The 25,339-nt window shown below is 71.8% G+C and carries 23 protein-coding genes; 6 read left to right on the forward strand and 17 right to left on the reverse strand.

The window, feature by feature from the left end; genetic code table 11:
• Position 1 precedes the first annotated feature (1 nt).
• The 4 genes from ABZ470_RS34035 to mraZ all read right to left on the reverse strand — a co-directional run bounded on the left by ABZ470_RS34035 (position 2) and on the right by mraZ (position 4,820).
• Positions 2-1,813: a penicillin-binding protein 2 gene (locus tag ABZ470_RS34035; protein WP_352008997.1), complete on the reverse strand. Its 1,812-nt coding sequence runs from the start codon at positions 1,811-1,813 to the stop codon at positions 2-4.
• 812 nt (positions 1,814-2,625) lie between these two features.
• Positions 2,626-3,099 (reverse strand): hypothetical protein, encoded by a 474-nt coding sequence (locus tag ABZ470_RS34040; protein ID WP_362916551.1) that lies wholly within the window; start codon positions 3,097-3,099, stop codon positions 2,626-2,628.
• A 70-nt stretch (positions 3,100-3,169) separates the two neighbouring features.
• Positions 3,170-4,162: a 16S rRNA (cytosine(1402)-N(4))-methyltransferase RsmH gene (gene rsmH, locus ABZ470_RS34045; RefSeq protein ID WP_362916553.1), complete on the reverse strand. Its 993-nt coding sequence runs from the start codon at positions 4,160-4,162 to the stop codon at positions 3,170-3,172.
• 226 nt (positions 4,163-4,388) lie between these two features.
• Positions 4,389-4,820, reverse strand: coding sequence for a division/cell wall cluster transcriptional repressor MraZ (gene mraZ, locus ABZ470_RS34050; protein WP_362916555.1), 432 nt, complete (start codon positions 4,818-4,820; stop codon positions 4,389-4,391).
• Positions 4,821-5,329: 509 nt separating this feature from the next.
• Between mraZ and ABZ470_RS34055 the strand changes: the two genes are divergently transcribed.
• From ABZ470_RS34055 to ABZ470_RS34065, 3 genes are read left to right on the forward strand one after another with little or no spacing between them, the layout of a single operon-like run.
• On the forward strand, positions 5,330-6,307 hold the full coding sequence (locus tag ABZ470_RS34055; RefSeq protein ID WP_352008993.1) for a MoxR family ATPase: 978 nt from the start codon (positions 5,330-5,332) through the stop codon (positions 6,305-6,307).
• The gene (locus ABZ470_RS34060; RefSeq protein ID WP_362916557.1) at positions 6,304-7,560 is read left to right on the forward strand and encodes a DUF58 domain-containing protein; all 1,257 of its coding nucleotides are present in this window, start codon (positions 6,304-6,306) and stop codon (positions 7,558-7,560) included. The genes ABZ470_RS34055 and ABZ470_RS34060 overlap by 4 nt, the downstream gene beginning before the upstream one ends.
• A complete protein-coding gene (locus tag ABZ470_RS34065; RefSeq protein WP_362916559.1) occupies positions 7,557-9,965 on the forward strand; it encodes a DUF3488 and transglutaminase-like domain-containing protein in 2,409 nt (802 codons plus the stop codon). The genes ABZ470_RS34060 and ABZ470_RS34065 overlap by 4 nt, the downstream gene beginning before the upstream one ends.
• 224 nt (positions 9,966-10,189) lie before the next feature.
• Here ABZ470_RS34065 and ABZ470_RS34070 read toward each other — a convergent pair whose 3' ends face one another.
• The 8 genes from ABZ470_RS34070 to ABZ470_RS34105 form a co-directional block, all read right to left on the reverse strand.
• On the reverse strand, positions 10,190-10,585 hold the full coding sequence (locus ABZ470_RS34070; RefSeq protein ID WP_362916596.1) for a DUF3040 domain-containing protein: 396 nt from the start codon (positions 10,583-10,585) through the stop codon (positions 10,190-10,192).
• A 147-nt stretch (positions 10,586-10,732) separates the two neighbouring features.
• Entirely contained in the window at positions 10,733-11,971 is a 1,239-nt protein-coding gene (locus tag ABZ470_RS34075) for a DNA polymerase IV (RefSeq protein ID WP_362778577.1), read from the reverse strand.
• Between the two features lie 45 nt (positions 11,972-12,016).
• Positions 12,017-12,775: a methyltransferase domain-containing protein gene (locus tag ABZ470_RS34080; protein ID WP_352008988.1), complete on the reverse strand. Its 759-nt coding sequence runs from the start codon at positions 12,773-12,775 to the stop codon at positions 12,017-12,019.
• 229 nt (positions 12,776-13,004) lie between these two features.
• Positions 13,005-13,415, reverse strand: a complete 411-nt coding sequence (nusB, locus tag ABZ470_RS34085; protein WP_352008987.1) for a transcription antitermination factor NusB — start codon at positions 13,413-13,415, stop codon at positions 13,005-13,007.
• Complete coding sequence (efp, locus tag ABZ470_RS34090; protein ID WP_352008986.1) at positions 13,415-13,975, reverse strand: elongation factor P; 561 nt, start codon at positions 13,973-13,975, stop codon at positions 13,415-13,417. The genes nusB and efp overlap by 1 nt, the downstream gene beginning before the upstream one ends.
• Before the next feature lie 26 nt (positions 13,976-14,001).
• Positions 14,002-15,072, reverse strand: a complete 1,071-nt coding sequence (locus ABZ470_RS34095; RefSeq protein WP_362916561.1) for a Xaa-Pro peptidase family protein — start codon at positions 15,070-15,072, stop codon at positions 14,002-14,004.
• Between the two features lie 118 nt (positions 15,073-15,190).
• Positions 15,191-16,486, reverse strand: a complete 1,296-nt coding sequence (locus ABZ470_RS34100; protein WP_362916563.1) for a dicarboxylate/amino acid:cation symporter — start codon at positions 16,484-16,486, stop codon at positions 15,191-15,193.
• Positions 16,487-16,723: 237 nt separating this feature from the next.
• On the reverse strand, positions 16,724-17,764 hold the full coding sequence (locus tag ABZ470_RS34105; protein WP_362916565.1) for an LLM class F420-dependent oxidoreductase: 1,041 nt from the start codon (positions 17,762-17,764) through the stop codon (positions 16,724-16,726).
• Positions 17,765-17,961: 197 nt separating this feature from the next.
• Between ABZ470_RS34105 and ABZ470_RS34110 the strand changes: the two genes are divergently transcribed.
• Positions 17,962-18,864: an endonuclease/exonuclease/phosphatase family protein gene (locus ABZ470_RS34110; RefSeq protein WP_362916567.1), complete on the forward strand. Its 903-nt coding sequence runs from the start codon at positions 17,962-17,964 to the stop codon at positions 18,862-18,864.
• A 2-nt stretch (positions 18,865-18,866) separates the two neighbouring features.
• On the opposite strand, the gene ABZ470_RS34115 is transcribed toward ABZ470_RS34110, so the two are convergent.
• Genes ABZ470_RS34115 through ABZ470_RS34130 form a run of 4 tightly spaced genes read right to left on the reverse strand, consistent with a single transcriptional unit; the run spans position 18,867 to position 22,596 of the window.
• On the reverse strand, positions 18,867-19,445 hold the full coding sequence (locus ABZ470_RS34115; RefSeq protein WP_362916569.1) for a nucleotidyltransferase family protein: 579 nt from the start codon (positions 19,443-19,445) through the stop codon (positions 18,867-18,869).
• Positions 19,442-20,548, reverse strand: coding sequence for an XdhC/CoxI family protein (locus ABZ470_RS34120; protein WP_362916571.1), 1,107 nt, complete (start codon positions 20,546-20,548; stop codon positions 19,442-19,444). Before ABZ470_RS34120 ends, ABZ470_RS34115 begins: the two co-directional genes overlap by 4 nt.
• Complete coding sequence (locus ABZ470_RS34125) at positions 20,541-21,680, reverse strand: VWA domain-containing protein (RefSeq protein ID WP_362916573.1); 1,140 nt, start codon at positions 21,678-21,680, stop codon at positions 20,541-20,543. Before ABZ470_RS34125 ends, ABZ470_RS34120 begins: the two co-directional genes overlap by 8 nt.
• Positions 21,681-21,699: 19 nt before the next feature.
• Entirely contained in the window at positions 21,700-22,596 is an 897-nt protein-coding gene (locus ABZ470_RS34130; RefSeq protein ID WP_362916575.1) for a MoxR family ATPase, read from the reverse strand.
• A gap of 133 nt (positions 22,597-22,729) precedes the next feature.
• Between ABZ470_RS34130 and ABZ470_RS34135 the strand changes: the two genes are divergently transcribed.
• Entirely contained in the window at positions 22,730-24,070 is a 1,341-nt protein-coding gene (locus tag ABZ470_RS34135) for a potassium transporter TrkG (RefSeq protein WP_362916577.1), read from the forward strand.
• Positions 24,063-24,731, forward strand: a complete 669-nt coding sequence (locus ABZ470_RS34140; RefSeq protein WP_352008976.1) for a TrkA family potassium uptake protein — start codon at positions 24,063-24,065, stop codon at positions 24,729-24,731. The genes ABZ470_RS34135 and ABZ470_RS34140 overlap by 8 nt, the downstream gene beginning before the upstream one ends.
• Before the next feature lie 43 nt (positions 24,732-24,774).
• On the opposite strand, the gene ABZ470_RS34145 is transcribed toward ABZ470_RS34140, so the two are convergent.
• Entirely contained in the window at positions 24,775-25,263 is a 489-nt protein-coding gene (locus tag ABZ470_RS34145; RefSeq protein ID WP_362916579.1) for a PH domain-containing protein, read from the reverse strand.
• Between the last annotated feature and the right edge of the window lie 76 nt (positions 25,264-25,339).

Genomic DNA, 25,339 nt, shown 5'->3' on the forward strand with positions numbered 1-25,339 from the left:
CTCATTCCCCGGCGCGTATCCGCACCGCGGGCGGCTTGGTTCCGGTCGGCGGGATCTTCTTGCTCTTCAACGCGAACGTCATCACTTTCTTGAAGACGGGAGCGGCGATCTCCCCACCGTAGTACCCCCTGTGGGGGTCCTGGACCACCGCGAGAACGACCAGGCGGGGCTTGTCCGCGGGGGCGAAGCCCACGAATGTCGCAGTGTATCCACAGTAGCCCTGACATTTGGCGTCATAGCGCATCGCGGTACCGGTCTTACCGGCCACACGGTAACCGTCGATGGCGGCGAGGTTACCGGTGCCCTCCTCGCTCACGGCGGCCTCGAGCATGCCCGAGATCTGCGCCGCGGTGTCCTGCCCGATCACCCGGGTCCGCCCGGCGGGCGCGGCGGGGGTGAAGGCGCCCTCTGCGCCGGTCGTCCCCGCCACGATCTGCGGGGTCACGCGTACCCCGCCGTTGGCGATGGTCTGGTAGACGCTGGCGGTCTGCAGCGCGGTCACCGAGACGCCCTGGCCGTAGGCGACCGTGCAGCGCTGGCTGCCCGACCACTTGCGCCAGTCGGGCAGCAGTCCCGCCTCCTCGCCCGGCAGGCCGGTGCCCGGCCTGGTGCCGAAGCCGAAGCGCTTCAGCATCTCGTAGAGCTTCTGGTCGCCGACCTTCTGCGCGGCCAGGATCGTGCCGACGTTGCTCGAAGTGGCCACGACACCGGAGAAGGTCAGCCGCTCGACCGGGTGCGGATGGGAGTCCCTGAGCACCTGGTCGGCGCAGCGGATGTTGTCCCTGACCGAGAACACGCTGTCCGGGTTGACCGCCCCGGACTCCAGGGCGGCCGCGGCCGTGATGACCTTGTTGGTGCTGCCCGGCTCGAACACGTCCGTCACCGAGCGGTTGACCCAGTCCTCCGGAGCGGTCTTCTGCCAGTTCTTCAGGTCGAGCTCGGGCGCGTTGGCCATGGCGAGCACGTGCCCGCTCTGCGCGTCCAGGACGATGGCGCTGCCCGTGCGCGCGCCGACGGCCTTGACCTGGTCGGCGATGGCCTTCTGCGCGGCCCACTGGATGTCGCGGTCGATGGTCAGGCGCACGCTCCCGCCGTCCACCGGCGTCTGCAACGTGCTGCCGGTCATCGGGATGCGCTGCCCCCCGGCACCCGTCTCGACGAGTTGCTCCCCGTCACGGCCCGCGAGCAGTTTGTTGTAGGTGCTCTCCAGCCCGCTCAGGCCGCTGCCGTCGGCGCCGATGAAGCCCAGCAGGGTGCCCGCGAGGTTACCGCCCGGGTAGTCGCGCCGGTAACGGTGCTTGCTGCCGACGCCCTTGAAGTCACGGTCCATGATCCGCTGGGCGACGACGGGGTCGACCGCCGCCGCCACCTGCTGGTAGCGGCCGCCCGCGGCGAACTTCGCCATGATCTGCTCTTTGGGCACACTGAGTTCCGCGGCCAGGGCCGTGGCCACCCGGTCGCGCTGCTGCGGGGTGGTCACCACGCCGGGGTCGACGAAGATCTCGCGCGCCTCCAGGGTCAGCGCGAGTTCGTGGCCGTTGACATCGGTGATCGCCCCACGCCGTGCGGGCAGCTTCTCCGGCCTGATCCGCTCGGCCGCCTTGGCCGCGTAGACCTTGGAGTCGAGGCCCTGGAGCTGGATCAGCCGCCCGGCGAAGATGGACAGCACGAAGGTCATCCCGATCAGGCCGATGCTGATCCGCCGTCCCGGGTTGCCCAGGCGCAGTACGGCCGGCGGACGCGCCGGAGGCCTGCCCCTGCCGGAGCCGGGATCACCCGTCCAGCCGGCTCTGGAGACGAGCCCCTGGACCATCTGGGAGAAGGGTGAGGGTCGCGGAGGCCTGGGGCCTCGCGGCGGGCCCGGTCTGCCCGGTGCCTCCGCGCGTGCCTGCCCCGCCGCCCTCGGTCGCGCGGGGCCGCCGCCCACCGGCCCCGGCCCGGACGCCGGCGTCCGGCGCGCCTGGCGTGCCTGCCCGGGGGGAGGGGCCTCCGCCCGTGACCCGGTCGTTCTGGGGCCCGCCGGCCTGCCGCCCCGTGTGGAGCCGTCCTGGGGGGTTCCCTGGCGCGGACGGCCCGGCTGCCCGTTCGCGGGCCTGCCCGCAGACCCACTCTGAGGTCCGCCCCGGCCGGCCGCCGGCCGTTCCTGACGCGGCCTGCCCGCCGGCTGGGACCCGGTGCCCCTGTTCGGGGAAGCGCCCTTGGAACCGCCCTGCTTACCGGGAACACCCGGCCTGCCCGATGCGCCCTCCGGGCGGCCCTGCCTGCCGGAGCCACCCTGGGCTCCCTGCCCGCCCTGCCGTGCCGCACCGCCCGGCCTGCCGGTCGAGCCGTCGGGGCGTGGCCTGCCCGTACCGTCCTTACGGCCGGGGGCGCCTGGCCGTCCTGAACCCTGCTGCCTGCCGCCGTCGTGGCCGCCCTGTCCCTCCGGGCGCCGGGGGCGGCCGGGCTCACCCTGCCCGTCCTGGCGGGGAGGGCGGCCCTGCGGCCCCGGCTTCCCCGCGCCGTCCTGGCCCGAGGGTCTGCCGGTACGGCCCGGCCCGCCCGGTCCCCTGCGGCCCGGGTTTCCGGCGGAACCGCCGCCCGAGCCGCCTCTGCCGGGTCTCGGACCCCGCCCGCCGGCCTCTCTCACCGGCCCGTGCCCGGCGCTCGCTCCTGCCCCGCGGGCGTCTGGCCGTCGTTTCCGGCGGCGCCCACGGGGCTCTCCCCCGCGGCCCCCACCGGGGCGCCCTCCTTGGGCGTTCCCGGAGTGGGGCGGCCGGGGACCATGACGTTCGGGTTGTCCCAGTCGGGTTCGAGTCCCTGCTTCTCGGCGTTGCCCGCGAGCCACTCCGGGGTGTCCATCAGGGCGTTCTGGTGCTTGAGCGACTCCTTCTTCTGGCGGAGCTGGTTGTTGCCGTTACGCAGCTCGGTGGCCCTGAAGGAGTCCTGGTTGAGGATCGTGTTCAGCAGCTGGAGGCTGACCAGGCCACCGCAGAGCAGGCCGATGACGAGCAGCACGAACGGCGTGCGCGGCGCCTTCCGCCCGCGGGCCGCGGACGGTTTGGCCGCCCCCGCCGCTGCCGTCGCGGGAACGTTCCTGGACGGACGCGTCCTGCGCACCTGGGGCGTCGTGCGGGGAACGCGCGTGGGCCGCCCGCCGCGGACCGGTGCACCGCGGCGGACGTCTTGCTCACTCCTCGTCAACTGCCTCACGAATCCTCTCTGCCGCCCGGCACCGGGCGGAGGCGGCCCGCGGGTTGCGGGCGACCTCCTCTTCGCTCGGGAGCTCGGCTCCCCTTGTCAGGAGGGCGAACCGCGGCTGGTGAGCCGGCAGCGGGACGGGCAGCCCTGGAGGGCCCGTCTCCTTGGTCCGCGCCGCGAGGACCCGTTTGGTCAGCCGGTCCTCAAGGGAGTGGTAGGCGAGCACGACCACGCGCCCGCCGAGCGTCAGCGCGTCGAGCGACGCGGGGAGGGCGCGTTCCAGTGCCGTCAACTCCGCGTTCACCTCGATCCGCAACGCTTGGAAGGTCCTTTTGGCGGGGTTGCCCCCGGTTCGTCGAGTGGCGGCGGGGATGGCCTCACGGACAATCTCCGCAAGCCGCTTAGTCGACGTTATGGCCTCCTTGGCCCGTTCCTTGCCGATTAGGTGCGCGACACGCGGGGCGAATCGCTCCTCGCCGTAATCCCGGAGAATCCGGATCAGCTCGGGGATCGGGTAGGTGTTGACCACGATCTCCGCGGTCAGCTCCTGCCCCCCGTCCATCCGCATGTCCAGCGGCGCGTCGTAGGAGTAGGCGAAGCCGCGCTCGGCCTCGTCGAGCTGAGGAGAGGAGACACCCAGGTCGAACAGCACCCCGTTGACCCGGGGGCGCCCGAGGTCGGCCAGCACTTCGGCCAGCTCGTCGGAGATGGCCTTGACCAGCGTGATCCTGTCGGCGTACGGCGCGAGCCTGGCGGTGGAGCGTTCGATGGCGGTGGGGTCCCGGTCGATTCCGACCAGGTGCAGCGCGGGGTGGGCCGCGAGCAGTGCCTCCGCGTGACCGCCGAGGCCGAGGTTGGCGTCGACCACGACGGCGCCGGGTCCGGAGAGCGCGGGCGCCAGCAGCTCAAGCACCCGGTCGAGCATCACGGGAACATGGCCGCCCCGGCCCTGGGAATCCCTCTTGTCGTCTTCGGCGCGCATGAAGCGCCAACCCCCCTCTCGCCGCGTCTCCCGCGCGGTCACGCGGCGGACGCCCATCGGTGTCTTTCTCCTGGCTCCCACCCCCGGGGGCCGTCCGGCCAGGTCCCCATCCGCACCCGCTTTCCGTCGCCACCTGACACCGGGGAAGGTGCATCAGCTGACGAACATGTGGTTGCGGGTGGAGACCTCGCCGAACGACGTTTTCACCGATGAGTCGACCGTGCAGTCACAGAATCCCTGGCAGCACCTCCTCCGACAGGTCGGAGAATGCCTGTTCCTGGTCGGCCAGGTACTTGTCCCAGACCTGGGCGTCCCAGATCTCCAGCCGGGTGTTGGCGCCGATGACGGCGCAGTCACGGCTGAGTCCGGCGTAGTCGCGCAGGGCCTGCGGGACGGTGACCCGGCCCTGTTTGTCGGCGACCTCGTCGGAGGCGCTCGCGAAGAAGACGCGGCTGTAGTCACGGACCGCCTTGGCGGTCACCGGCGCTGTGCGCAGAGCCTCGGTTATGCGCTGGAACTCCTCTACGGGGAAAACGTAGAGGCAGCGCTCCTGGCCTTTGGTGATCACCAGACCCTCCGCCAGCTCCTCACGGTACTTCGCCGGCAGGAACAGCCGTCCCTTGTCATCGAGGCGCGGGTAGTGGGTGCCGAGGAACATCGGCCTCACCTCCCGTGCCTAGCGGAGCACCTGGCGCTGTGGCCCCTGCCCTCCACTGCGCACCACCATACTCCACTTCTCTCCACCGTCAACTGATTCCGCGGCTCTTAACGACGGGTTTCGCCGCCATTTTCCCAGCTCAGAACAGGTGGAGCGGAGTGGAGGGGCAAGGCGCCTCCGGTATGTCACGGGCGTGTCGAGAAGGTAAGCGATAGTCGGACAATCGAGGAATGAACCAATCGGCGGCACCGCAGAGGGAAAGTGGAGCGCGTGACCGCCGGAAGGCCTTGCCCCACGGCCCGTCACAAGATCCGGACACGTCCTCCACACGAACAGAACGCTCAGCTCACACACTGTGGCTGTCCACCCGGAAACAGCCCTAATACCCACATAGAGTCGCTCTGGAACCTCGGGCGTCGTAGTGTCGGTACGCACAATGGAAAAGGGCCTATAAAGACCCCCAAATACCAACCCCCGGCGTGAAACCGCCGCAGCTTCATGGAGGCCTGGTGGCAGTAACCCATGACATCTCACCTCGGCTCGATGATCTGGTCGTCACGGCGCATCGCATCCGCCAGGCGATCGAGTCGGTGATCGAGGGCAAGGGGGACGCCGTCCGCCTGACCTTGACCGTTCTCCTCGCGGAAGGGCACCTCCTCATCGAGGACGTGCCCGGTGTCGGCAAGACGATGCTCGCCAAGGCCCTGGCCCGTTCCATCGACTGTCCGGTCCGCCGTATCCAGTTCACCCCCGACCTGCTGCCAAGCGACATCACGGGGGTCAGCGCCTACAACCAGCAGACCCGGGAGTTCGAGTTCAAGCCCGGCCCGGTCTTCGCCAGCATCGTGGTCGGGGACGAGATCAACCGCGCCTCGCCGAAGACGCAGTCCGCGCTGCTCGAATGCATGGAGGAGCACCAGGTCACCGTGGACGGCGCGACCTACGCGCTGGAGAGCCCCTTCATGGTGATCGCGACGCAGAACCCCATCGAGATGGAGGGCACCTACCCCCTCCCCGAGGCGCAGCGCGACCGCTTCACCGCCAGGATCGCGATGGGCTACCCCGAACCCGGCGCCGAGCTGGAGATGCTCGACGTTCACGGGGCGGCCTCGCCGCTGGACAAGCTGGAGCCGGTCGCCACGACCGCGGAGGTGCGGGCGCTCATCGAGGCGGTGCGCGCGGTCTACGTCTCGCAGCCGATCAAGAAGTACGCCGTCGACCTGGTGACCGCGACCCGGCAGAGCCCCGAGCTGCGGCTGGGCGCCTCCCCGCGCTCGACTCTGCAGCTGGTCAGGGCGGCCAGGGCGCACGCCGCGCTGGCCGGGCGTGACTACGTCATTCCCGACGACCTGCAGGACCTGTGCGTGCCGGTGCTGGCGCACCGGTTGCTGCCCAGTGTCGAGGCCCAGGGGCAGCGACGCATGCCGGAGCAGGTGGTGGCAGACCTGGTTCGCCGGGTGCCCGTGCCCGAGGTCCAGACGAAGTGACCTCGGGCCTCAGAGCGCTCACCGCCCGCGGCTGGTCATTTCTCGCCTCCGGCGCCGCGGCGCTGCTGTGCGCCTTCTTCCTCGGCGAGCACGACCTGCTCAGGATCGGGGTGCTGATCATCTCGCTGCCGCTGCTCGCGGCGATGGTGGTCAGCCGCACCCGCTACCGGCTGAGCTGCGCGCGCCGCCTTGACCCGCCCCGGGTCCCGGTCGGCGGCGAGACCACCGTGACGCTGCGCCTGGAGAACGTCACCCGGCTGCCCACCGGTCTGCTGATGATCGAGGACACCGTCCCGTACGCCCTGGGCGCCCGTCCAAGGTTCGTCCTGGACCGGGTGGAGGCGCTGGGAATCCGTGAGATCGACTACCGGGTCAGGTCCGACCTGCGCGGCCGGTTCGGCATCGGCCCGCTCACCGTGCGGATCACCGACCCGTTCGGCCTCGTCGAGCTGACCAGGTCCTTCACCATCAGCGACACGCTCGTGGTGACGCCCCAGGTCGTCCCGCTGCCCCGGGTCCGCCTCTCCGGGGAGCTCGCGGGCGGGGGCGAGAGCCGTACCAGGAGTGTGGCGGCGGCCGGTGACGACGACGTCGCGCCGCGCGAGTACCGGCAGGGCGACGACCTGCGGCGGGTTCACTGGCGCTCGACCGCCAGGTACGGCGAGCTGATGGTGCGGCGTGAGGAGCAGCAGTGGCAGAGCAGGGGCGCGCTGCTGCTGGACACCCGCAGGTACGCCCACCGGGGTGAGGGACCCCGCTCCTCCTTCGAGGTCGCGGTCTCCGCCGCGGCCTCCATCGGGCTCCATCTGGCGCACGAGGGGCTCGGCCTGCGCCTGGTCACCGACCAGGGCGCGGAACGGCTTCCGGAGACCGGGCTGAGCTGGGCGCTGCTCGACACCCTCGCCGAGATGCGCACCAGTTCCGCCCGCTCCCTGGAGTACGGCGTGGCCGCTCTTCGGCAGGGCGGCGGCGAGGGCCTGATCGTCGCCGTGCTCGGCACGGTCGACGCCGAGCAGGCCCGGGAACTGGCCCGGCTCAGGCACGGCAACATGACCGGGGTCGCCGTGCTGCTGGACGTCGCCGGCTGGGAACGGCCGGAACTCGGCGAGGATGAGGGCCACCAGGCGGCCCAGGCCGTGCTGGCCGGGGCCGGATGGCGTGTCGTGCCACTGCCCTCTGGCGCGACGATCGCGAACGTGTGGCCGAAGGCGGCGCAGGGCGGGCGATTCGTACTCAGTGGGGGCGGCTCATGAGACTTCCGATCGCGGCGGGCGCGGCGACCATGGCGGTCACCGTCTCGCTCTACCCCCTCTTCCAGGGGGGCGCCTGGTTCTGGGCGAGCCTGGGGGCCGTCGTCGTCGTGACGGCGGTCGGCGTACCGGCCAGCCGCTACAGCCTGCCGGGCTGGCTGGCGCCGCTCGGCCAGGTCGTCGCCATCTGGATCTATCTGACGGCCGTCTTCACCCCGGAGAAGGCGTGGGGCAGGGTCGTCCCGACCAGGGAGTCGGTCGTCGCGCTGGCCAGGATGCTGGTCGCCGGCTTCGCCGACATCCAGCGCTTCGCGGCGCCCGTGCCCGCGACGACCTCCATCACCCTGCTGACCTGCGGGGGCGTCGCCCTGATCGCCGTCCTGGTGGACCTGCTCGCCTCCCGCGCGCGCAGGGCGGCGCTGTGCGGGCTGCCGCTGCTGGCGCTGTTCACCGTCCCCGCCGCGGTGGCGACCGAGCCGGTCAGCTGGCCCGCGTTCATCGTCGCGGCCGCCGGCTACCTCGGGCTGCTGGTCGCCGACGGCAGGGAACGCGTGGGTCACTGGGGCAGGGCCGTACTGGTGCGCCGTGCCTCGGTGACGGCGCGGACCGTCGCCGACGTCGGCCCGCTGCGCCTGTCCGGCAAGCGCATCGGGCTCACCGCGGTGGTGCTGGCCGTCCTGCTGCCCGCGCTGCTGCCCACGCTCGAACCCTCCCCGCTGTTCGGCTTCGGCGTCGGCAACGGCAGGGGAAAGGGCAACAACTCGATCAGCATCTCCAACCCGATCGTCGGCCTGCGGGGTTCGCTGTCGCTGCCGGCCAACGCCGACGTCCTCAGCTACACCACCAGCGACAACCTGCCGCGCTACCTGCGGATGTACTCGCTGGACATCTTCGACGGCCAGCAGTGGACGATGGCGGGGCCCAGCGGCCTTCCCGAGGACCGGATCTCACGCGGGCCGCTGCCCCCGCCTCCCGGTCAGAGCCGTGAGACGCCCGTCGCGACCGTGACGACCAGGATCACGGTGAGCAAGACCCTCAAGGGGCTGGAGTTCCTGCCGCTGCCGTACCCGCCGAGCCGCATCGGGATCGAGGGCGACTGGCGGCCGGACCGTGACTCCCTGATGGTCTTCTCCACCGAGGACACCGCGGAGGGGATGACCTACACGGTCGTCAGCGACGAGCCCAGGCCGACCGCGGAGAGGCTGAGGTCGGCCACGGCCGCGCCCCAGCAGATCACCGACCGTTACCTGCAACTGCCCAGGGACCTGCCCAGGGAGGTCAAGGAACTGGCGGCCAGGGAGACCAGGGACGCGAGGACCCCCTACGACCGGGCGGTCCGGCTGCAGGAGTTCTTCACCAGCAAGGGCGGCTTCGTCTACACTCTGGCCGCTCAGGGACACGGCGGGCAGGCGCTGACGGACTTCCTGATCCGCAACAAGGCCGGATACTGCGAGCAGTTCGCCGCCGCGATGGCGGTGCTGGCCAGGGTGCTCCACATCCCGGCCAGGGTGGCCGTCGGCTACACCGGCGGCAGCAGGGTCGGCGACCACTGGCAGGTGGGCACGCACGACTCCCACGCCTGGCCCGAGCTCTACTTCGAGGGGACGGGGTGGCTGCGCTTCGAGCCGACCCCCACCGGTCTCACCGGGCAGGGCAGCGCCACGGTTCCCTCCTACAGCCGCGCGCGGGCGGCGAACGAGCCCGGCGACCAGCCTTCGGCCGCTCCCGCGATCGGTTCCGGCTCCTCCGACCTGGCCAACGGGTCGGCGAGCAACCCCCGCAACCGCAGGCCCGAGCTCGACTACGGCGGCAGCGGGCCCATCGTGGTCGAGGAGGAGACCCCTCTCGCGGTCAGGATCGGCCTCGGTGTCGCGGCCGTGGCGTTCATCGTGCTGATCCCGGCGATGCTGCGGCTGCGGCTGCGCGGGCACCGCCGCCGGATCTGCTCCCGCGCGGCACGACCGGCCGTCGTTCTGGCGGAGGCGCCGGGAACCGTCACGGTCAGGACGGGACTGTGGAAGCAGGCGACGACGGCCGTCTGGGCGGAGCTCGGTGACACGCTGTACGACTACGGGGTGTCTCGCGCGCCCAGTGAGACCCCCAGGGCACTGGCCGTACGGCTGAGCGCCCAGCACGGGTTCGACGCGGACGCGGAGGCCGCCGTGACGCGGATCGCCGCCTCGGCCGAGCGGATGCTCTTCGCCAGGACCCCCGGCGAGACCGGCTCCCCGCGTGAGGACCTGCGCGTGGTACGGCGGGCGCTGGCGGCCTCCGCGCCCCGGGGCAGGAGGATCCGCGCGGTGCTGCTGCCGCCCTCGACGCTGACCGGGATGCGGACCCTGGGCACACGTCTGCTGGACGTCTTCGACCGGCTGGAGAACCTCCGCCTCACCGGCAGGAAGGCCTGACCCCACCGCGGAGCGCCCACACGCCCGCGTCCGGACAGATCCGGGCGCGGGCGTGGTCCGTTCGGCGGCACCGGCCGGGGACCGGTCACAGGGAGACGGTCACGGGGGACGGTTCGGGGAGACGTCCGGACGGCATGACCCAGGTGGCACGGTCCAGCCGGCACGGGACCCGGCCGGACTCCGTGCCCCGAGGGCGTGCCGTCCCAGAGGGTGCGGGGAGAGGCTCAGCGCTCGTCGTTACGACGGCGCCAGCGCTCCTCCATCCGCTCCATGAAACTCGGTTTGGGACCACTCCTGCGGCCCGCCCTGCCCGTCTGGCGGGAGGGGCCGGCCCCTGAGGTCTCACCGAAGCCGTTCATGCGCTTCCAGCTGGACAGACCCCACAGACACGCGGCGAGCATGACCACGAAACCGCCGACTCCGAGCGGGATGTAGTTCACGACGCCGACCATCAACAGGACGACGCCCAGGACGAAGCCGATGGAGGCCTTCACCAGGCGGCGCTTGTAATGGCTGCGTGGATCACTGATCCTTACGGTATTGGCCCACTTCGGGTCCTCGGCGTAGAGGGCCTGCTCGATCTGGTCGAGCAAGCGCTGCTCGTGCTCAGAGAGCGGCACGGCGCCTCCCAAGGACAGCCCCAGTACGGGGAAGACGGTGACGGACGACACGGGGTGTCCGAACCTCGCGGTCGGTTATCCCCAGAATACGAGGCTGTAGACGTAGACGAAAGAAAACGTCCAACGTAGTCCAAACCGGAGGCGGTGTCATAGATCTATTTCACCAAACGACGGGCGAACAAGCGACGCCGGGAGCACCGCATCCTGACCGAACCTGCGGGCCGCCCTGTCCATCGCCTGCTCGGCCTCCCGCCAGCCCGTCTCGCGCTCCCCCAGGCCGAGTTGCCTGGTCACCCCGGCCGCCGGCACGAGGTTCTCGACCCGCACCCCGACCAGGCGCAACCGCACTCCCAGCAGGCCGGAGGCGCCGTAGAGGTCGCGGGCCGTGGCGTACAGGACGCGGGCGACGTCGGTCGGCTCTCTGAGGGTGCGGGACCTGGAGATGGTGGTGAAGTCGGCCCTGCGGAGCTTGACGCTGACCGTGCGGCCCGCGTGACCGGCCTGTCTGAGCCTGGCCGCGACCCGCTCCGACAGGCGCAGCAGTTCCCGGTGGATCCGCTCCGGGTCGTCGACGTCTGTGGCGAATGTCTCCTCGGCGCCGATGCTCTTGTCCGGCGTGTGCGGGGTGACCCGGCGCTCGTCACGGCCCCAGGCCAGCGCCGCCAGGTGGGTTCCCACGGCCTGGCCGAGCTCGTGCTGGAGGGTCTCGACGGGGATCCTGGCGAGGTCGCCGACCGTCCTGACGCCCAGGCGTGCCAGGGAGCGCTCGGTGCGCTCCCCCACGCCCCACAGCGCCGCGATGGGCAGCGGGTGGAGGAAGTCGACGACCTGGTCCGCGGGAACGACCATCAGGCCGTCCGGCTTGCAGTGCTGTGAGGCGAGCTTGGCCACGAACTTGCTGTTGGCGACCCCGACGGAGCAGGTGATCCCGTGCTCGCCGGCGACCCGTTCACGGATCATGGCGGCGATCGCGGCGGGCGGGCCGAGCCTTCTGCGCGCTCCGCCGACGTCCATGAAGGCCTCGTCGGAGGCGATCGGCTCGACCTCGGGGGTGAAGGTCCGGAAGATCTCCATGACGCCCCTGGAGACCTCGGAGTACTTTCCCCGGCTCGGCGGGATGATCACGGCCCTGGGGCACAGGCGCCGGGCGCGGATCATGGGCATGGCCGAGTGCACCCCGAACCGCCTGGCCTCGTAGGTGGCGCTGAGCACCACCCCCCGCGGGCCGGGGGCGCCCACGATGACGGGCAGGCCGCGCAGTTCGGGGCGTTCACGCAACTCGACGCTGGCGAAGAAGGCGTCCATGTCGACGTGGAGGATCGGACAACCGGTGTCGTCCGTGCCCAGCGCCGAGACCGGACGCGGCACCTGCTGTTTCCTCGACACGAGGCCATTGTACGAGACACATGGGAACACACGTTCGGCGAGAACTCACTTTCTGCCGAGGACGTGGAGCTGGGTGGCGATGTCCCTGAGCACGGGGTGGGCCGCGGCGGCCTGTTCGAGGGCCACCAGGGCGCGCGCGGCCCCCGGCTCCCCGTCCAGCAGGCGGCTGGGCACCAGGTCGGCGAAGATCCGCACACCGTGGACCTCACCGGGGGTGAGCCCGGCGGCGGACAGGAGCACGGCCAGGGTCTCGCGGGTGAACCGCCGCGGCGTGGGGTCGCGGTCGCCCCAGCGCCCCTGCGGGTCGTCCAGGACCTGCAGTGCCTCCTCGAACCGGCCCGCGATGGAACGATGCAGGGCCGCGGCGAGCGGATTGGCGGCCAGCACGCTGATGGCGCCCCCCTCGCGCAGCAGGCCCGCGATGGCGCCCAGGGCGCCCGCCGGGTCCTCGACGTACTCCAGGACGCTGTGGCACAGCACCAGGTCCGCCCCGTCCGTGGGGAGGATCTCCTTCAGGTCGGCCGCGTCCCCCTGCAGGGCGCGAACGCCGACCCCGGCCTCGGCGGCCCGGCGTTCGAGCGCGGCCAGCGAGTCGGGGCTGGGATCGACGACGGTGACGGCGTGCCCGAGCCCGGCCAGCGGTACGGCGAAGCCGCCCGTGCCCCCTCCGGCGTCGACGATGTCGAGCCGATCCCTGCCGGTCGCGGCCACCCGGTCGGCGAGCACTGCCCGCAACACGTCCCACACGACGGCGGTGCGGACCGCCGGAGTGGCCGACGGGCGTGAGATGCCTACGGCGCGCAACTTAAGATCGCCTCCTCTTTCGCGGTACGAGCCCCAGCCTACGCCGGGCCGTACCCGGTGCCGTCCGGGGAGGAACCGGGGCCGGGCTCGATCTGCTCTTTCCCCGGCGTGGAAGGAGTTCGGACCGGGGCCGCGTGGTTCAGGAGGCCGGAACGGAAAGGTCCGTTCACGGCTCCCGCGGGCGCGTCCATGGAGAGGACCGGAGAGAGGTCCTCCCCACGGATGTGACCTACAGCGCCAGGGACGGCTTGAGCTGCTTGAACCGGGCCATGAGGCCGTTGACGAACTGCGGGGACTCGTCGGTCGACAGCTCGGAGGCCAGCCCGACCCACTCGCTGATGACGACGCCCTCGGGCACGTCGGGCATCCACAGCAGCTCGTAGGTGCCGCCGCGCAGGAGGTTGCGGTCGACCGCGGGCATGCGGTCGAGCGTCCATCCCTCGGCGTAGGTGGTGATCAGCTCGTCGATGCGCGCGCGGTGCCTGCACACGCCCTCGACGATGGTCGCGGTGTACTCGTTGACGGGCGGCTCCGCCCTTTCGAGACGCTCGGCCAGAACCGCGAGCGGGTCCTGGCTGCGCGCCTCGGCCTCGAAGAGGATGTCCAGCGCGCGCCTGCGCGCCTTACCCCGTGCGGACATCAGGCGCGGCCGAGGTATTCGCCGGTGCGGGTGTCGACCTTGACCTTCTCACCGGTCGTGATGAACAGCGGCACCTTGATCTCGGCGCCGGTCTCCAGCTTGGCGGGCTTGGTGCCGCCGGTGGAGCGGTCACCCTGCAGGCCCGGCTCGGTCTCGGCGATGATCAGGTCGACGGCCGCGGGCAGCTCGACGTAGAGCACGTTGCCCTCGTTGACCGCGACGGTGGCGAGCATGTTCTCCAGCAGGTAGTTGGCGCTGTCGCCGACGGCCACCCGGGAGACGTTGAGCATGTCGTAGGTCTCGGTGTCCATGAAGACGAACTCTTCGCCGTCCATGTAGGAGAACTGCATCTCGCGCTTGTCGACGTTGGCCACCTCGACCTTGACGCCCGCGTTGAAGGTCCTGTCGACGACCTTGCCCGACTTGATGTTCTTCAGCTTGGTGCGGACGAACGCACCGCCCTTGCCGGGCTTGACGTGCTGGAACTCCACAACCGTCCAGAGCTCACCGCCGTCGAGCTTGAGCACCAGGCCGTTCTTGAGGTCGTTCGTCGTCGCCACTAGTTTCTCCTGCGTACGGCCGCTCTTTAAAGGACAAGCAGCTCTTTGGTCGTCCGTGTGAGAAGCTCCGGTCCGGCATCACGCGTCACGAGCGTGTCCTCGATGCGGACGCCGCCCATACCCGGCAGGTAGACACCAGGCTCGACGGTGACCGGAACTCGATCCTCTAGTCTAGCGTGCCCGGCATCACTGTCTGGCTTCGGCGGAGCCAGGAACGGCACCTCGTGGATCTCCAGCCCGACGCCGTGTCCCAGGCCGTGCCCGAAGCGCTCACCGTGCCCGGCCGCGGTGATCAGGTCGCGGGCCGCGGCGTCCACCTCGTGGGTGAGCGCGCCCGGCCGTACGGCGTGGCGACCGGCCCGCTGGGCGGCCCTGACCAGGTCGTAGAGCTCCCGCTGCCAGGCGGCGGGCTCCCCGATCGCCACGGTCCTGGTCATGTCGGCGTGGTAACCGTCGTACAGCGCCCCGAAGTCCATGGTCACGAGGTCTCCCCGTTGCAGGGGACGCTCCGAGGGCGAGTGGTGCGGGATCGAGCCGTTCGGGCCCGAGGCGACGATCGAGTCGAAGGCGGGCTTGTCCGCGCCCAGCTCGATCATCCGGGTCTCCAGCGCCCTGGCGACCTCCCGTTCGGTCACTCCGGGCCGCAGTCTGGGCAGCACGTCGGCGAAGGCCTGGTCGGTGAGCGCGCAGGCGGTGCGGATGAGGTCGATCTCCTCCTCGTCCTTGACCCTGCGCACCGACTCGACCAGCCCGCTCAGCCGCGGCAGGTCCCCGCCGAGACGGAAGTAGTCGGCCACGGACATGTGGTGCGCCTCGACGCCGACCCGGCCCGCCGCCGTCGCGACCAGGCTTCCCGCGACGTCGCGTTCCTGGCGCACCTCGACATCCGGGCACAGGCGCCTGGCGGTCTCCGTGTAGCGGGAGTCGGTGGCCAGCGTGGCGGTGCCGTCCGCCGTGACCAGCACCGCGGCGTTCGAGCTCGCCAGGCCGGTCAGGTAGCGCACGTTCACCCCCCGGGTGACCAGGACGGCGTCCACGTCGTGGGCGGGCAGCAGCTCCGCCAGACGCGTACGGCGCGTGGCGTGGGTGGCGGTCATGCCTCGCATGCTATTGACCTCCTCCGCCCCTGTCTCCACCCCCGCCCGCCACACCTTGGGCGGCGGCGGGCGGGAGAGGCGGTGGCGGGCCGCAGGTGCCGCCCGCCACCTCGGGGCGTCAGGCGGGGGCGGGGGCGCCCCCGGTGACCAGCGGTCTGGCGGACGTCTCGTCCAGGGGCAGCGGCGGGGCGTTCAGCACCGCCTCGTCGAGACGGCCCTCGGAACGGGCGACGAGCACGGGCACCACGATCTGCCCGGCCACGTTCGTCGCCGTACGGATCATGTCGAGGATCGGGTCGACGGCCAGGAGCAGGCCGACGCCCTCAAGGGGCAGGCCGAGCGTGCTCAGGGTGAGGGTGAGCATCACGACCGCGCCGGTCAGGCCCGCGGTCGCGGCGGAGCCGACCACCGAGACGAACGCGATCAGCAGGTACTGGCCGAGGCCGAGCGGGACGTCGTACACCTGGGCCACGAAGATCGCGGCGAGGGCGGGATAGATCGCGGCGCAGCCGTCCATCTTGGTGGTCGCCCCGAAGGGCACCGCGAAGGAGGCGTAGTCGCGGTCGACGCCCAGGCGTTCGACGGTGACCCGCTGGGTCAGCGGCAGGGTCCCGATCGAGGAGCGGGAGACGAAGGCCAGCTCGATCGCGGGCCAGGCGTTGCGGTAGAAGGTCAGCGGGCTGACCCGGCCGACGAGGGCGAGCAGCAGCGGGTAGCTCACCAGCAGCACCAGCAGGCAGCCGATGTAGACGCCCGCTCCGAGCTTGGCCAGCGGGGCCAGCAGGTCCCACCCGTAGGCGGCGACGGACTTGCCGATCAGGCCCGCGGTGCCGATCGGGGCCAGTCTGATGACCCACCACAGGGCCTTCTGCACCAGTTCGAGCACCGAGCGGCTGAGGACGAGGAACGGCTCGGCCGCCTCGCCGACCGCCAGGGCCGCCGCGCCGAGGACGACCCCGATGAAGACGATCTGCAGGACGTTGAGCTCGGTGAAGGCCGTGACGACGTTGGTCGGGATGATCCCGGTCACGAAGTCGAGCCAGGTCCCCGCGCCGTCGAGGTCGGGGGCCTTGGCTCCGGCGGTGGAGATCGTGACGCCCTCGCCGGGGTTGATGACCAGGCCGAGGCCGAGGCCGATGACCACCGCGATCAGCGAGGTGACCAGGAACCACAGCAGTGTCTTGCCCGCGAGCCTGGCGGCTCCGCCGACGTTGCGCAGGTTGGCGACACTGACCACGACCGCGGTGAGGACGAGCGGCGGGACGGCGAGTTTGAGGAGCTGGACGAAGAGCCTGCCGACCTCGGTCAGGGTGGTGGTCAGCCAGGCGATCTCGCCCGCGCGGGCGAGGAAGCCGAGTGCGGCACCGGCCACCAGGCCGAGCAGCAACTGCAGGGAGAAGGAGACTTTCTTCATGAACGCGACTCCGACGTGAGAACGTGCCCGCGCGGGGCGGGAGGGGAGCGGGAAATGCGTTCAGTGACAGAGCTGGCCGTTCAGGCGGCACAGATCCACATACGGCCGCCCGACGAGCAGAGGGGTCACCGGGGAGAACCTCACAGGGCGTGAAACCACCTATTCTGGTAGGAAATTTCATCTATACCTGTGATCAGTATCACGTTCTCCCCGGCCAGAGAAGGCCCGGACATGGGCTCAGGAGGCGAGTTCCCCGACCTTCTCGACGAGCCGGACGCGCTCGGCGTGGGTACGGCCGAGCGGGGTGACGTTGACGGTCGTGACGCCGGAGTCGCGCATCGCCTGCAGGCGGTCGCGCACGTGGCCCTCCGGCCCGATCAGCGAGACGGCCTCAAGCAGCTCCCTGGGGACCAGCGCGGCCGCCTCCTCCTTCTTGCCCGCGAGGTAGAGGTCCTGGATCTCCTCGGCCTCCTTCTCGTAGCCGTAGCGGCGGGCCAGGTCGTTGTAGAAGTTCCTGCCCTTGGCGCCCATGCCGCCGATGTAGAGGGCCGCGACGGGACGTCCGAGGTCGACCAGGCCGGACACGTCGTCGCCGATGGCCAGCGGGGCCTGGGCGATGACGTCGAGGGCTCCCAGCGAGGGGTCGCGCCTGGCCCCGCCCGCGGCCAGGGAGTCCCCCCAGACCTCGGCGGCCTTCTCCGGCATGTAGAAGATCGGCTCCCAGCCCTCGGCCAGCTCGGCGCACAGCTCGACGTTCTTCGGGCCGATGGCCGCGATCACGATGGGGATGCGCTCACGGACGGGGTGGTTGACGAGCTTCAGGGACTTGCCCAGCCCCGTCCCCTCCCCCTCGGGCAGCGGAAGGGTGTAGTGCCTTCCCTCGTACTCCAGGCGCTCGCGCCGCCACACCTGCCTGCAGATCTCGACGACCTCCCGCGTGCGGCCGAGCGGCGCGGTGTACGGCACGCCGTGGAAGCCCTCGATCACCTGCGGCCCCGAGGCGCCGATGCCCAGGGTGAAACGGCCGCCCGAGACGTAGTCCATGCCGGCCGCGGTCATGGCCAGCAGGGCGGGGGTGCGCGAGTAGATGGGCAGGATGCCCGAGGCGATCTGCAGCCGCTCGGTCCTGGCCGCGATGTAGCCCATCTGGCTGACCGCGTCGAAGCTGTACGCCTCGGCGACGAAGACGATGTCCAGCCCCGCCCTCTCGTAGTCGGCCAGCTCGTCCACGGTCTCCTTGAAGCCCCCCGCGTAACTCAGGGCCATACCGATACGCATCGTCAGGATCGTCCTTCCCGCGCCACAGGAACCGAATGTTATTCCGTTCTCTCTGCCCAGAAGGCTATCGACTCCCTCCGGCCCGCTCCAAGACCCGCGCCGCCCGCACGAGGCCGGTAGCGTACGGGTCTCGGGCTCGGGAGGCCCGTGCGGGCGGGGGTGGACGGCCCGCGACGGTGGCGCGGACGAGGAGCGGTGTGCTGAGGCGGGCGATCATGGTGCTTGCGGGGGCGCTCGCCCTCGTTCTCGGCGGCCACGGACTCCTGCCCGACCTGGGAGGGTTCACCCCGGTGCTGGAGAGCCTGCTGCCCTGGCTCGGCGTCACCGTCCCCTTCCTGCTGCTCGGCGCCCTGGTCACCCGGTCGTGGCCGGTGATCGTCGCCGCGCTGCTGCCCGCGACCGTCTGGGGGATCATGTTCGGCCCCACGCTGCTGCGCGCCGTCCCCGGCGGCCCGAGCGACGTCTCGGTCGCCACGATCAACGTGGGGGCGGCCAACGGCGACTCGGCGCGGGCCGTACGGACCGTCTCCGGCGGACGGGACCTGGTCGCCGTGCAGGAGCTGACCGAGGGAGGTCCCGCGGCCAAGGAGCTCGACAACCGCTTCCCGCACCGCTACCAGGTGAACACGGTCGGCCTGTGGAGCAGGTTCCCGATCCTGCAGGCTCGCCGGGTGGACATCGGCCTCGGCTGGGCCAGGGCGCTGCGGGCGGTCGTCCAGACGCCGAAGGGCAGACTGACCGTCTACGTGATGCACCTGGCCTCGGCCCGTCCCGGCCAGACCGCCCAGCGGGACGAGACCCTCACCCAGGCGGGAAGGCTCGTCGAGCGCGACGGCAGCCGGCGCCTTCTCCTGCTCGGCGACCTCAACACCGCCACGACCGACCGTAAGCGCTCCGGCCTGGTGCCGCCGCTCCTGGACGCCCAGCAGGAGGCCGGGACCGGGTTCGGCTTCACCTGGCCCGCCTCCTTCCCCGTGACCAGGCCCGACCACATCCTCTACCGGGGCCTCACCGCGGCCACCGCGGGCGTCGAGGCCGCGGCGGGCAGTGACCACCGCGCCGCCGTCGCCTCCTTCCGGCTGCACCGGGAGACCCCCTGATCTCAGCCCCGCCGTCGCCAGGCCGCCAGGTCGCCGGGGGTGTCGATGTCGGCCGGGTCGCCCACGTCGTCGCAGGGCACCTCGACGACCAGTTCGGGGTGCGCCCTGAGGAAGGCCCTGGCGCCCACGTCACCGGCCGCGAGCCCGGCGACCTCGGCGAAGTGCTCCCTGGCGACCAGCACCGGGTTCCGCCGCCTGCCCGCGTAGGTCGCGACGGCCACGGAGGCCCCCAGGCGCGCGGCCTCGACCAGCCGGAGCACGGCCTGCGGCCCGATGGACGGCTGGTCGGCCAGGGCGATCACCACCCGCTCCGCGTCACCGGGAAGCGCCGCCAGGCCGGTCCTGAGTGAGGAGCCCATGCCGCTCCGCCAGTCCGGGTTGCGCACGACGACCGCCCCGCGCACCTGAGCGTCCGCGGCCCCGAGCACGACGACCACGGGATGGCAGCCGCCCTCACGCAGCAGCCTGACCCCCCGATCGACCAGCCGCTCACCGTCCAGCTCGACCAGCGCCTTGGGGGTGCCGAGCCGGGAACCGCCGCCTGCGGCCAGCAGCAGCCCCGCGCTCGCCGCCCGCGTCATGTCCGGCGGCCGGGCGCGTGGATGCGGCCCGAGCCGTCGCTCAGCGGCCGTCCCGAGCCGCCCCAGCGCAACTGGATCAGCTCGGCGGCGATGGAGACCGCGGTCTCCTCCGGTGTCCGCGCGCCCAGGTCGAGGCCGATCGGCGAGCGCAGCCGCCCGAGCTCCTCCTCCCCCAGGCCCGCCTCGCGCAGCCGCGCCAGCCGGTCCTCGTGCGTACGGCGTGAGCCCATCGCCCCGACGTAGATCGCCGGGGTGCGCAGCGCCACCTCCAGCAGCGGGACGTCGAAGCGGGGGTCGTGGGTGAGCACGCAGATCACGGTCCGCTCGTCCACGGTGACCGAGCTGAGGTAGTCGTGCGGCCACTTGACGACCACCTCGTCGGCCTCGGGGAAGCGCCTGGCCGTGGCGAAGACGGGACGCGCGTCGCACACCACCACGTGGTAGCCGAGGAACCTGCCGATCCTGGCGACCGCGGCGGCGAAGTCGATGGCGCCGAAGACCAGCATCCTGGGCGGCGGGGCGAAGGAGTGCACGAAGACCGCCAGGTCGTCGAGGCGCCGCTCACCGTGCGGGCCGTACCGGCGGATCCCGGTGAGGCCCTGGGCGAGCATGCCGCGGGCGTCGTCGTCGACCGCGTCGTCCAGCCTGGCCGGGCCCAGCGAGCCGGAGGCGCGCTCAGGGCCGACCACCCGGCGGGCCCCGACGGCGCCCGGGCCGGACAGCACGGTCGCGACCGCGACCGGCTCGTGTTCCCGCACCGCCGCGGCGACCTCCCCCAGCTCGGGGAACGTCCCGCGCGAGACCGGCTCGACGAAGACGTCCAGAATCCCCCCGCAGGTCAGCCCGACGGAGAAGGCGTCGTCGTCGCTCACCCCGTAGCGCCGCAGCACCGGGATCCCCGAGGCGGCCACCTCACGGGCCAGCTCGTAGACGGCTCCCTCGACGCAGCCACCGGACACGCTGCCCGCCGCCTCCTCCCCGAGGACGGCCATCGAGGCTCCCGGTGGCCGGGGCGCGCTGCGGAAGGTCTCGACCACGGTCGCCAGGCCGAACGTCTCACCCGCCTCCCACCAGCGCGTGATCTGCGAGAGGATGTCACGCATTCCGCCCTCCCAGCAGCCGGGCCAGCGCCTCGAAGGCCGCCAGGCTGTGCCCGGCCACGAAGTCGTCCACGTACGGCAGCGCCGCCCGCATCCCGGCGGTGAGCGGGCGGTAGCCCTCCTGCCCCTTGTGCGGGTTCACCCAGATCACCCGGTGGGCGGTCCTGGACAGCCTGGCCATCTGCGCGCCGAGCAGCGAGGCGTCGCCCCGCTCCCACCCGTCGGAGGCGATGACGACGGTCGCGCCCGCCGCGTCGTGCAGCCGCAGGAGGCTCCGCAGTTCCTCACCGAGGCGGGTTCCGCCGTTCCAGTCGGGGATGGCGGCGGAGACGGCCTCCATCGCCGCCGCCGGGTCGCGCGGGCGCAGCTCGGCGGTGATCCTGGTCAGGCGGGTGCCCACGCTGAACACCTCGGTCGCCCTCGGCTCCGCGCGCACCAGGGCGTGTCCCAGGCGCAGCAGTGTGTCGGCGTAGGGGGCCATGGAGCCGCTGACGTCGACGAGCAGCACGACCCCGCGGGGCCTGGTGCGGTGGGCGCGGTGGCGCAGCCGTACGGTCTGGCCGCCGTGCCGCAGGGTCTCGCGGATCGTCGCCCCGCCGTCGAGGCGCCCCCTGCGGGAGGGGCCGAACCGTCGTGACCCGCGCCGCTCGCGATCCACCCGCAGCAGGGCGAGCAGGCGCCGTGCCTCGGCCAGCTCGGCACCGGTCATCGCGGCCACGTCCCTGTTGCGCAGGACCTCCGCCGGGCTGGCGGCCGCCGCCCGCTCCTCACCGTCCCCCGCCTGTCCCCGGGTGCCGGTCAGGGTCGTGACGCCCCGGGTGACGTTGACCGTGGGCGGGGGAACCGGATGTGCCCGCGTGCCGCCGAAGTAGGCGTCGAAGACACGGTCGTAGCGGGGCAGGTCGTCGGGACAGGCGCACAGGGCGAGTCTGCCCGCCCAGTAGACCCCGCGCGGGGCGGCCGCGCCGAGGACGGCCAGCGCGCGCAACAGGGCCTGGGTCCGCTCGTGGTCGGCGGGCACCCCGGCGGCGCGCAGCGTCCTGGCGAACCCGGTCATGACCGCGACCAGGTCGCGCCCCGCGTCCTCCACCGCGTCCTCCACCGCGTCCTCCACCGCGTCCTCCACTGTGTCCACCGGCTCCTCCAGGGGGCCCTCAGCCACGGGAGACATCGAAGAATCCGTTCCCGAGGACCGTCTCGTGGTCCTCGCGGTGCTTGAGCAGGGCACCCAGCGTCGCCGCGGCCAGGCCGGGGTCCAGCTCCCTGGCGCCCAGGGTCAGCAGTGCCTCGGCCCAGTCGAGGCTCTCGGCGACGCCGGGCGGCTTGACCAGACCGGCCTCGCGCAGCCGCCCCGCGGCCCCGGCCACCTGCTCGGCCAGGCTCCTGGAGCAGCCCGGGAGCCTGCGCAGCAGGATCGTCACCTCCCGCTCGAAGGAGGGGTGTTCGAGCCAGTGGTAGAGGCAGCGGCGTCTCAGCGCGTCGTGCAGCTCGCGGGTGCGGTTGGAGGTCAGCACGACGACCGGCGGGCTCTGCGCCCGGACCGTGCCGAGCTCGGGGATGGAGATCGCGAAGTCGGACAGCACCTCAAGCAGGATCGCCTCGAACTCCACGTCGGCCCGGTCGACCTCGTCGACGAGCAGTACGCTCGGCTGGGTCTCCACCGCCTTGAGCAACGGCCTGGCGATCAGGAAGCGCCGGTCGTAGACCTCCCCCTCAAGCCGCGCCGCGTCGGTGATCCCGCTCGCCTCCGCGGCCTTGAGGTGCAGCAGCTGGCGGGCGAAGTCCCAGTCGTAGAGCACCTGGGGGCCGTCGAGCCCCTCGTAGCACTGCAACCTGATCAGCGGCGCGCCGAGCACCGTGGCGAGCGTCCTGGCCAGCTCGGTCTTGCCGACCCCGGCCTCACCTTCGAGCAGCAGCGGGCGGCCCATCCGCAGCGCCAGGAACGCCGCCGTGGCCAGCCCCTCGTCCGCGAGGTAGGCGCACCGGTCGAGGAGTTCCCCCAGATGTCCCGGTGACTCCACGTCAGAGGTCTTGACCGTCCCCCTCAGCATCACCTCAGGCTACGCCGCGGGGGCCGCTGACGGGGCACCGACGGGGCACCGACGGGGCACTGATGGGGCACTGATGGGACAGGGCACGTGGGGCGGACGTGGCGGTCGTCTCCCCGGCGTATTCTCACCCCTCGTGAAGAACGTTCTGCGGCGGATCAACACGCCGTCGAGGGTCGTCGTGGCCGCCTTCCTGGTCGTGGTCATGTCGGGCTCGGCGCTGCTGTCGCTGCCCGTCGCGGTCGAGGCCGGGCGGACGGCGTCGTGGACGTCCGCGCTCTTCACCGCGACGTCGGCGGTCTGCGTGACCGGCCTGGCCGTACAGGACACCGCGACGCACTGGTCGGTCTTCGGTGAGCTGGTGATCCTGGCGCTGATGCAGATCGGCGGGTTCGGGATCATGACGATGGCCTCCATCCTGGCGCTGGTCGTCTCCGGCAAGCTCGGCCTGCGCGCCAGGCTCAACGCCCAGGCCGAGACCAGGACCCTGGGCCCCGGCGAGGTGCGCCGCCTGATCGCGGGCGTCGCCAAGGTGACGCTGGCCGTCGAGGCGCTGACCACGGCCGTGCTGGCCGCCCGCTTCCTCATCGGGTACGGCGAGTCGCCCGGCCGCGCCCTGTACCAGGGGCTCTTCCACGCGGTCTCCTCCTTCACCAACGCCGGCTTCACCCTGTGGCCGGACGGCGTCGTGCGCTTCGTCCACGACCCGTGGATCTGCCTGCCGCTGGCGATCTCCGTGGTCGTCGGGGGGCTCGGCTTCCCCGTCTACACCGCGCTCCGCCGCGGCTGGCACAGTCCCAGGCTCTGGTCGCTGCACGCCAGGATCACCGTGGGGATGACCGCGGTCCTGCTGTTCGGCGGGGCGCTGGCCGTCGCCCTCACCGAGTGGGAGAACTCCGGAACCCTGGGCGGACTGCCGCCCTGGCAGCGGATCATGGCGGCGTTCTTCCACAGCTCCATGACCCGCAGCGGCGGCATGAACTCCGTGGACGTCTCACAGATGCACGAGACCACCTGGCTGATCAGCGACGTGCTGATGTTCGTCGGAGCGGGCAGCGCGAGCACCGGCGGCGGCATCAAGGTGACGACGTTCGCGCTCCTCGGCTACGTCATCCTGGCCGAGCTGCGCGGTGAGCCCGACGTCACGGTCGGCCGCCGCCGCCTGCCCGAGCAGCTCCAGCGCCAGGCGCTGACCATCGCCCTGCTCAGTGTGGCCTCGGTGGCGCTGGGCACGTTCGTCCTGATGGCCCTCACCCCGTTCAAGCTCGACCGGGTGCTGTTCGAGGTGGTCTCGGCGTTCGGCACGGTCGGCCTGTCCACCGGGATAACCGGCGATCTCGGCACCCCGGGACACCTGGTGCTGACGGTCCTGATGTTCGTCGGCAGACTGGGGCCCGTGACACTCGGCGCGGCGCTGGCGCTGCACGTCCAGACCCGCAGGTTCCGTTATCCGGAGGAGGGCCCTCTCGTTGGCTGACAGGAAGGACCGCGGCGACGCGGTCGCGGTGATCGGCCTCGGCCGGTTCGGCAGCGCGCTGGCGCTCGAACTGGCCGAGCGCGGCGTCGAGGTGCTCGGCGTGGACAGCGACCCCAAGATCGTGCAGCAGCTGTCCGGGCAGCTCACGCACGTGGCCTGCGCGGACTCGACCGACCCGGACGCGCTGACCCAGCTGGGCGTCGAGGAGTTCGGCAGGGTCGTGGTCGGCATCGGCGGCGACATCGAGGCGAGCATCCTGACCACCTCGATCCTGGCCGACTTCGGTGTGCCGGACATCTGGGCCAAGTCGATCAGCCGCCAGCACAGCCGGATCCTGGACCGGGTCGGCGCGCACCACGTGGTGCAGCCCGAGTACGACATGGGAGAGCGGGTCGCGCACCTGGTGACCGGGCGGATGCTCGACTACGTCGAGATCGACGAGGGCTACGCCCTGGTCAAGACCAAGGCGCCGGGCTGGGCGGTGGGCAGGACGCTGGGCGAGCTGGGCATCCGCACGAAGTACGGCGTGACCGTGGTCGGGATCAAGAGCCCCGGCGGCAGGTTCACCTACGCCACCTCCGACACGGCCATCCACGGGAACACGGTTCTGCTGGTCGCGGGCGAGACGGGTATGGCCGAGCGTTTCGCCGAGGAGACCTGAGACGCCCCGGCGTCGTCTCCGGCCCGGCCGCGCAGGCCGGGCCTCAGTCGTCGTCCCCGGCCCGTCCGCCGCTGCCGCCCTCGTCCCTGGCCTCGCCGCGTTCCCTGATGAGCGCGGCGAGCTGACGGACCTGCTGGACGGTCCGTTCCTTCTCCGAGCCCTGCAGCCCCATGGCGCCGATCGTCGCTCCGTCGGTGAAGTCGATCTTCGCCCAGGGCTCGCTGTCGGTCAGCGTCACCGCGAGCACCTCCGGCCACTCGTAGCGGTGCACCCGCAGCGCGTTGACCAGGGTGACGCCCTTCTCGTCCGCCTCGACCCGGCAGCGGCCGAGCAGGTGCAGCACCCCGGCGACGGCGGCGCCGAGCACCACCATCGCGACCTTGTCGACCACGGTGAACGGCGGCGGCAGGAGGATCGCCAGGACCACGGCTCCAACGATGATCAAACCGGCGAAGCCGTACGCCACGACGCGTCCCTTCCTCGGCCGCCACACGACGGGCAGCTCGGGGGGCGAGACGTTCTCTTGACTCACCTGGAGATCACGTTCCTTCGGGAAAAGCACCGGTCACGGCGATAGGAAACCTACCGCACGCCCCGGCCGGCCCCGC

The organism is Streptosporangium sp. NPDC020072 (assembly GCF_040631445.1).
GTDB lineage: Bacteria > Actinomycetota > Actinomycetes > Streptosporangiales > Streptosporangiaceae > Streptosporangium.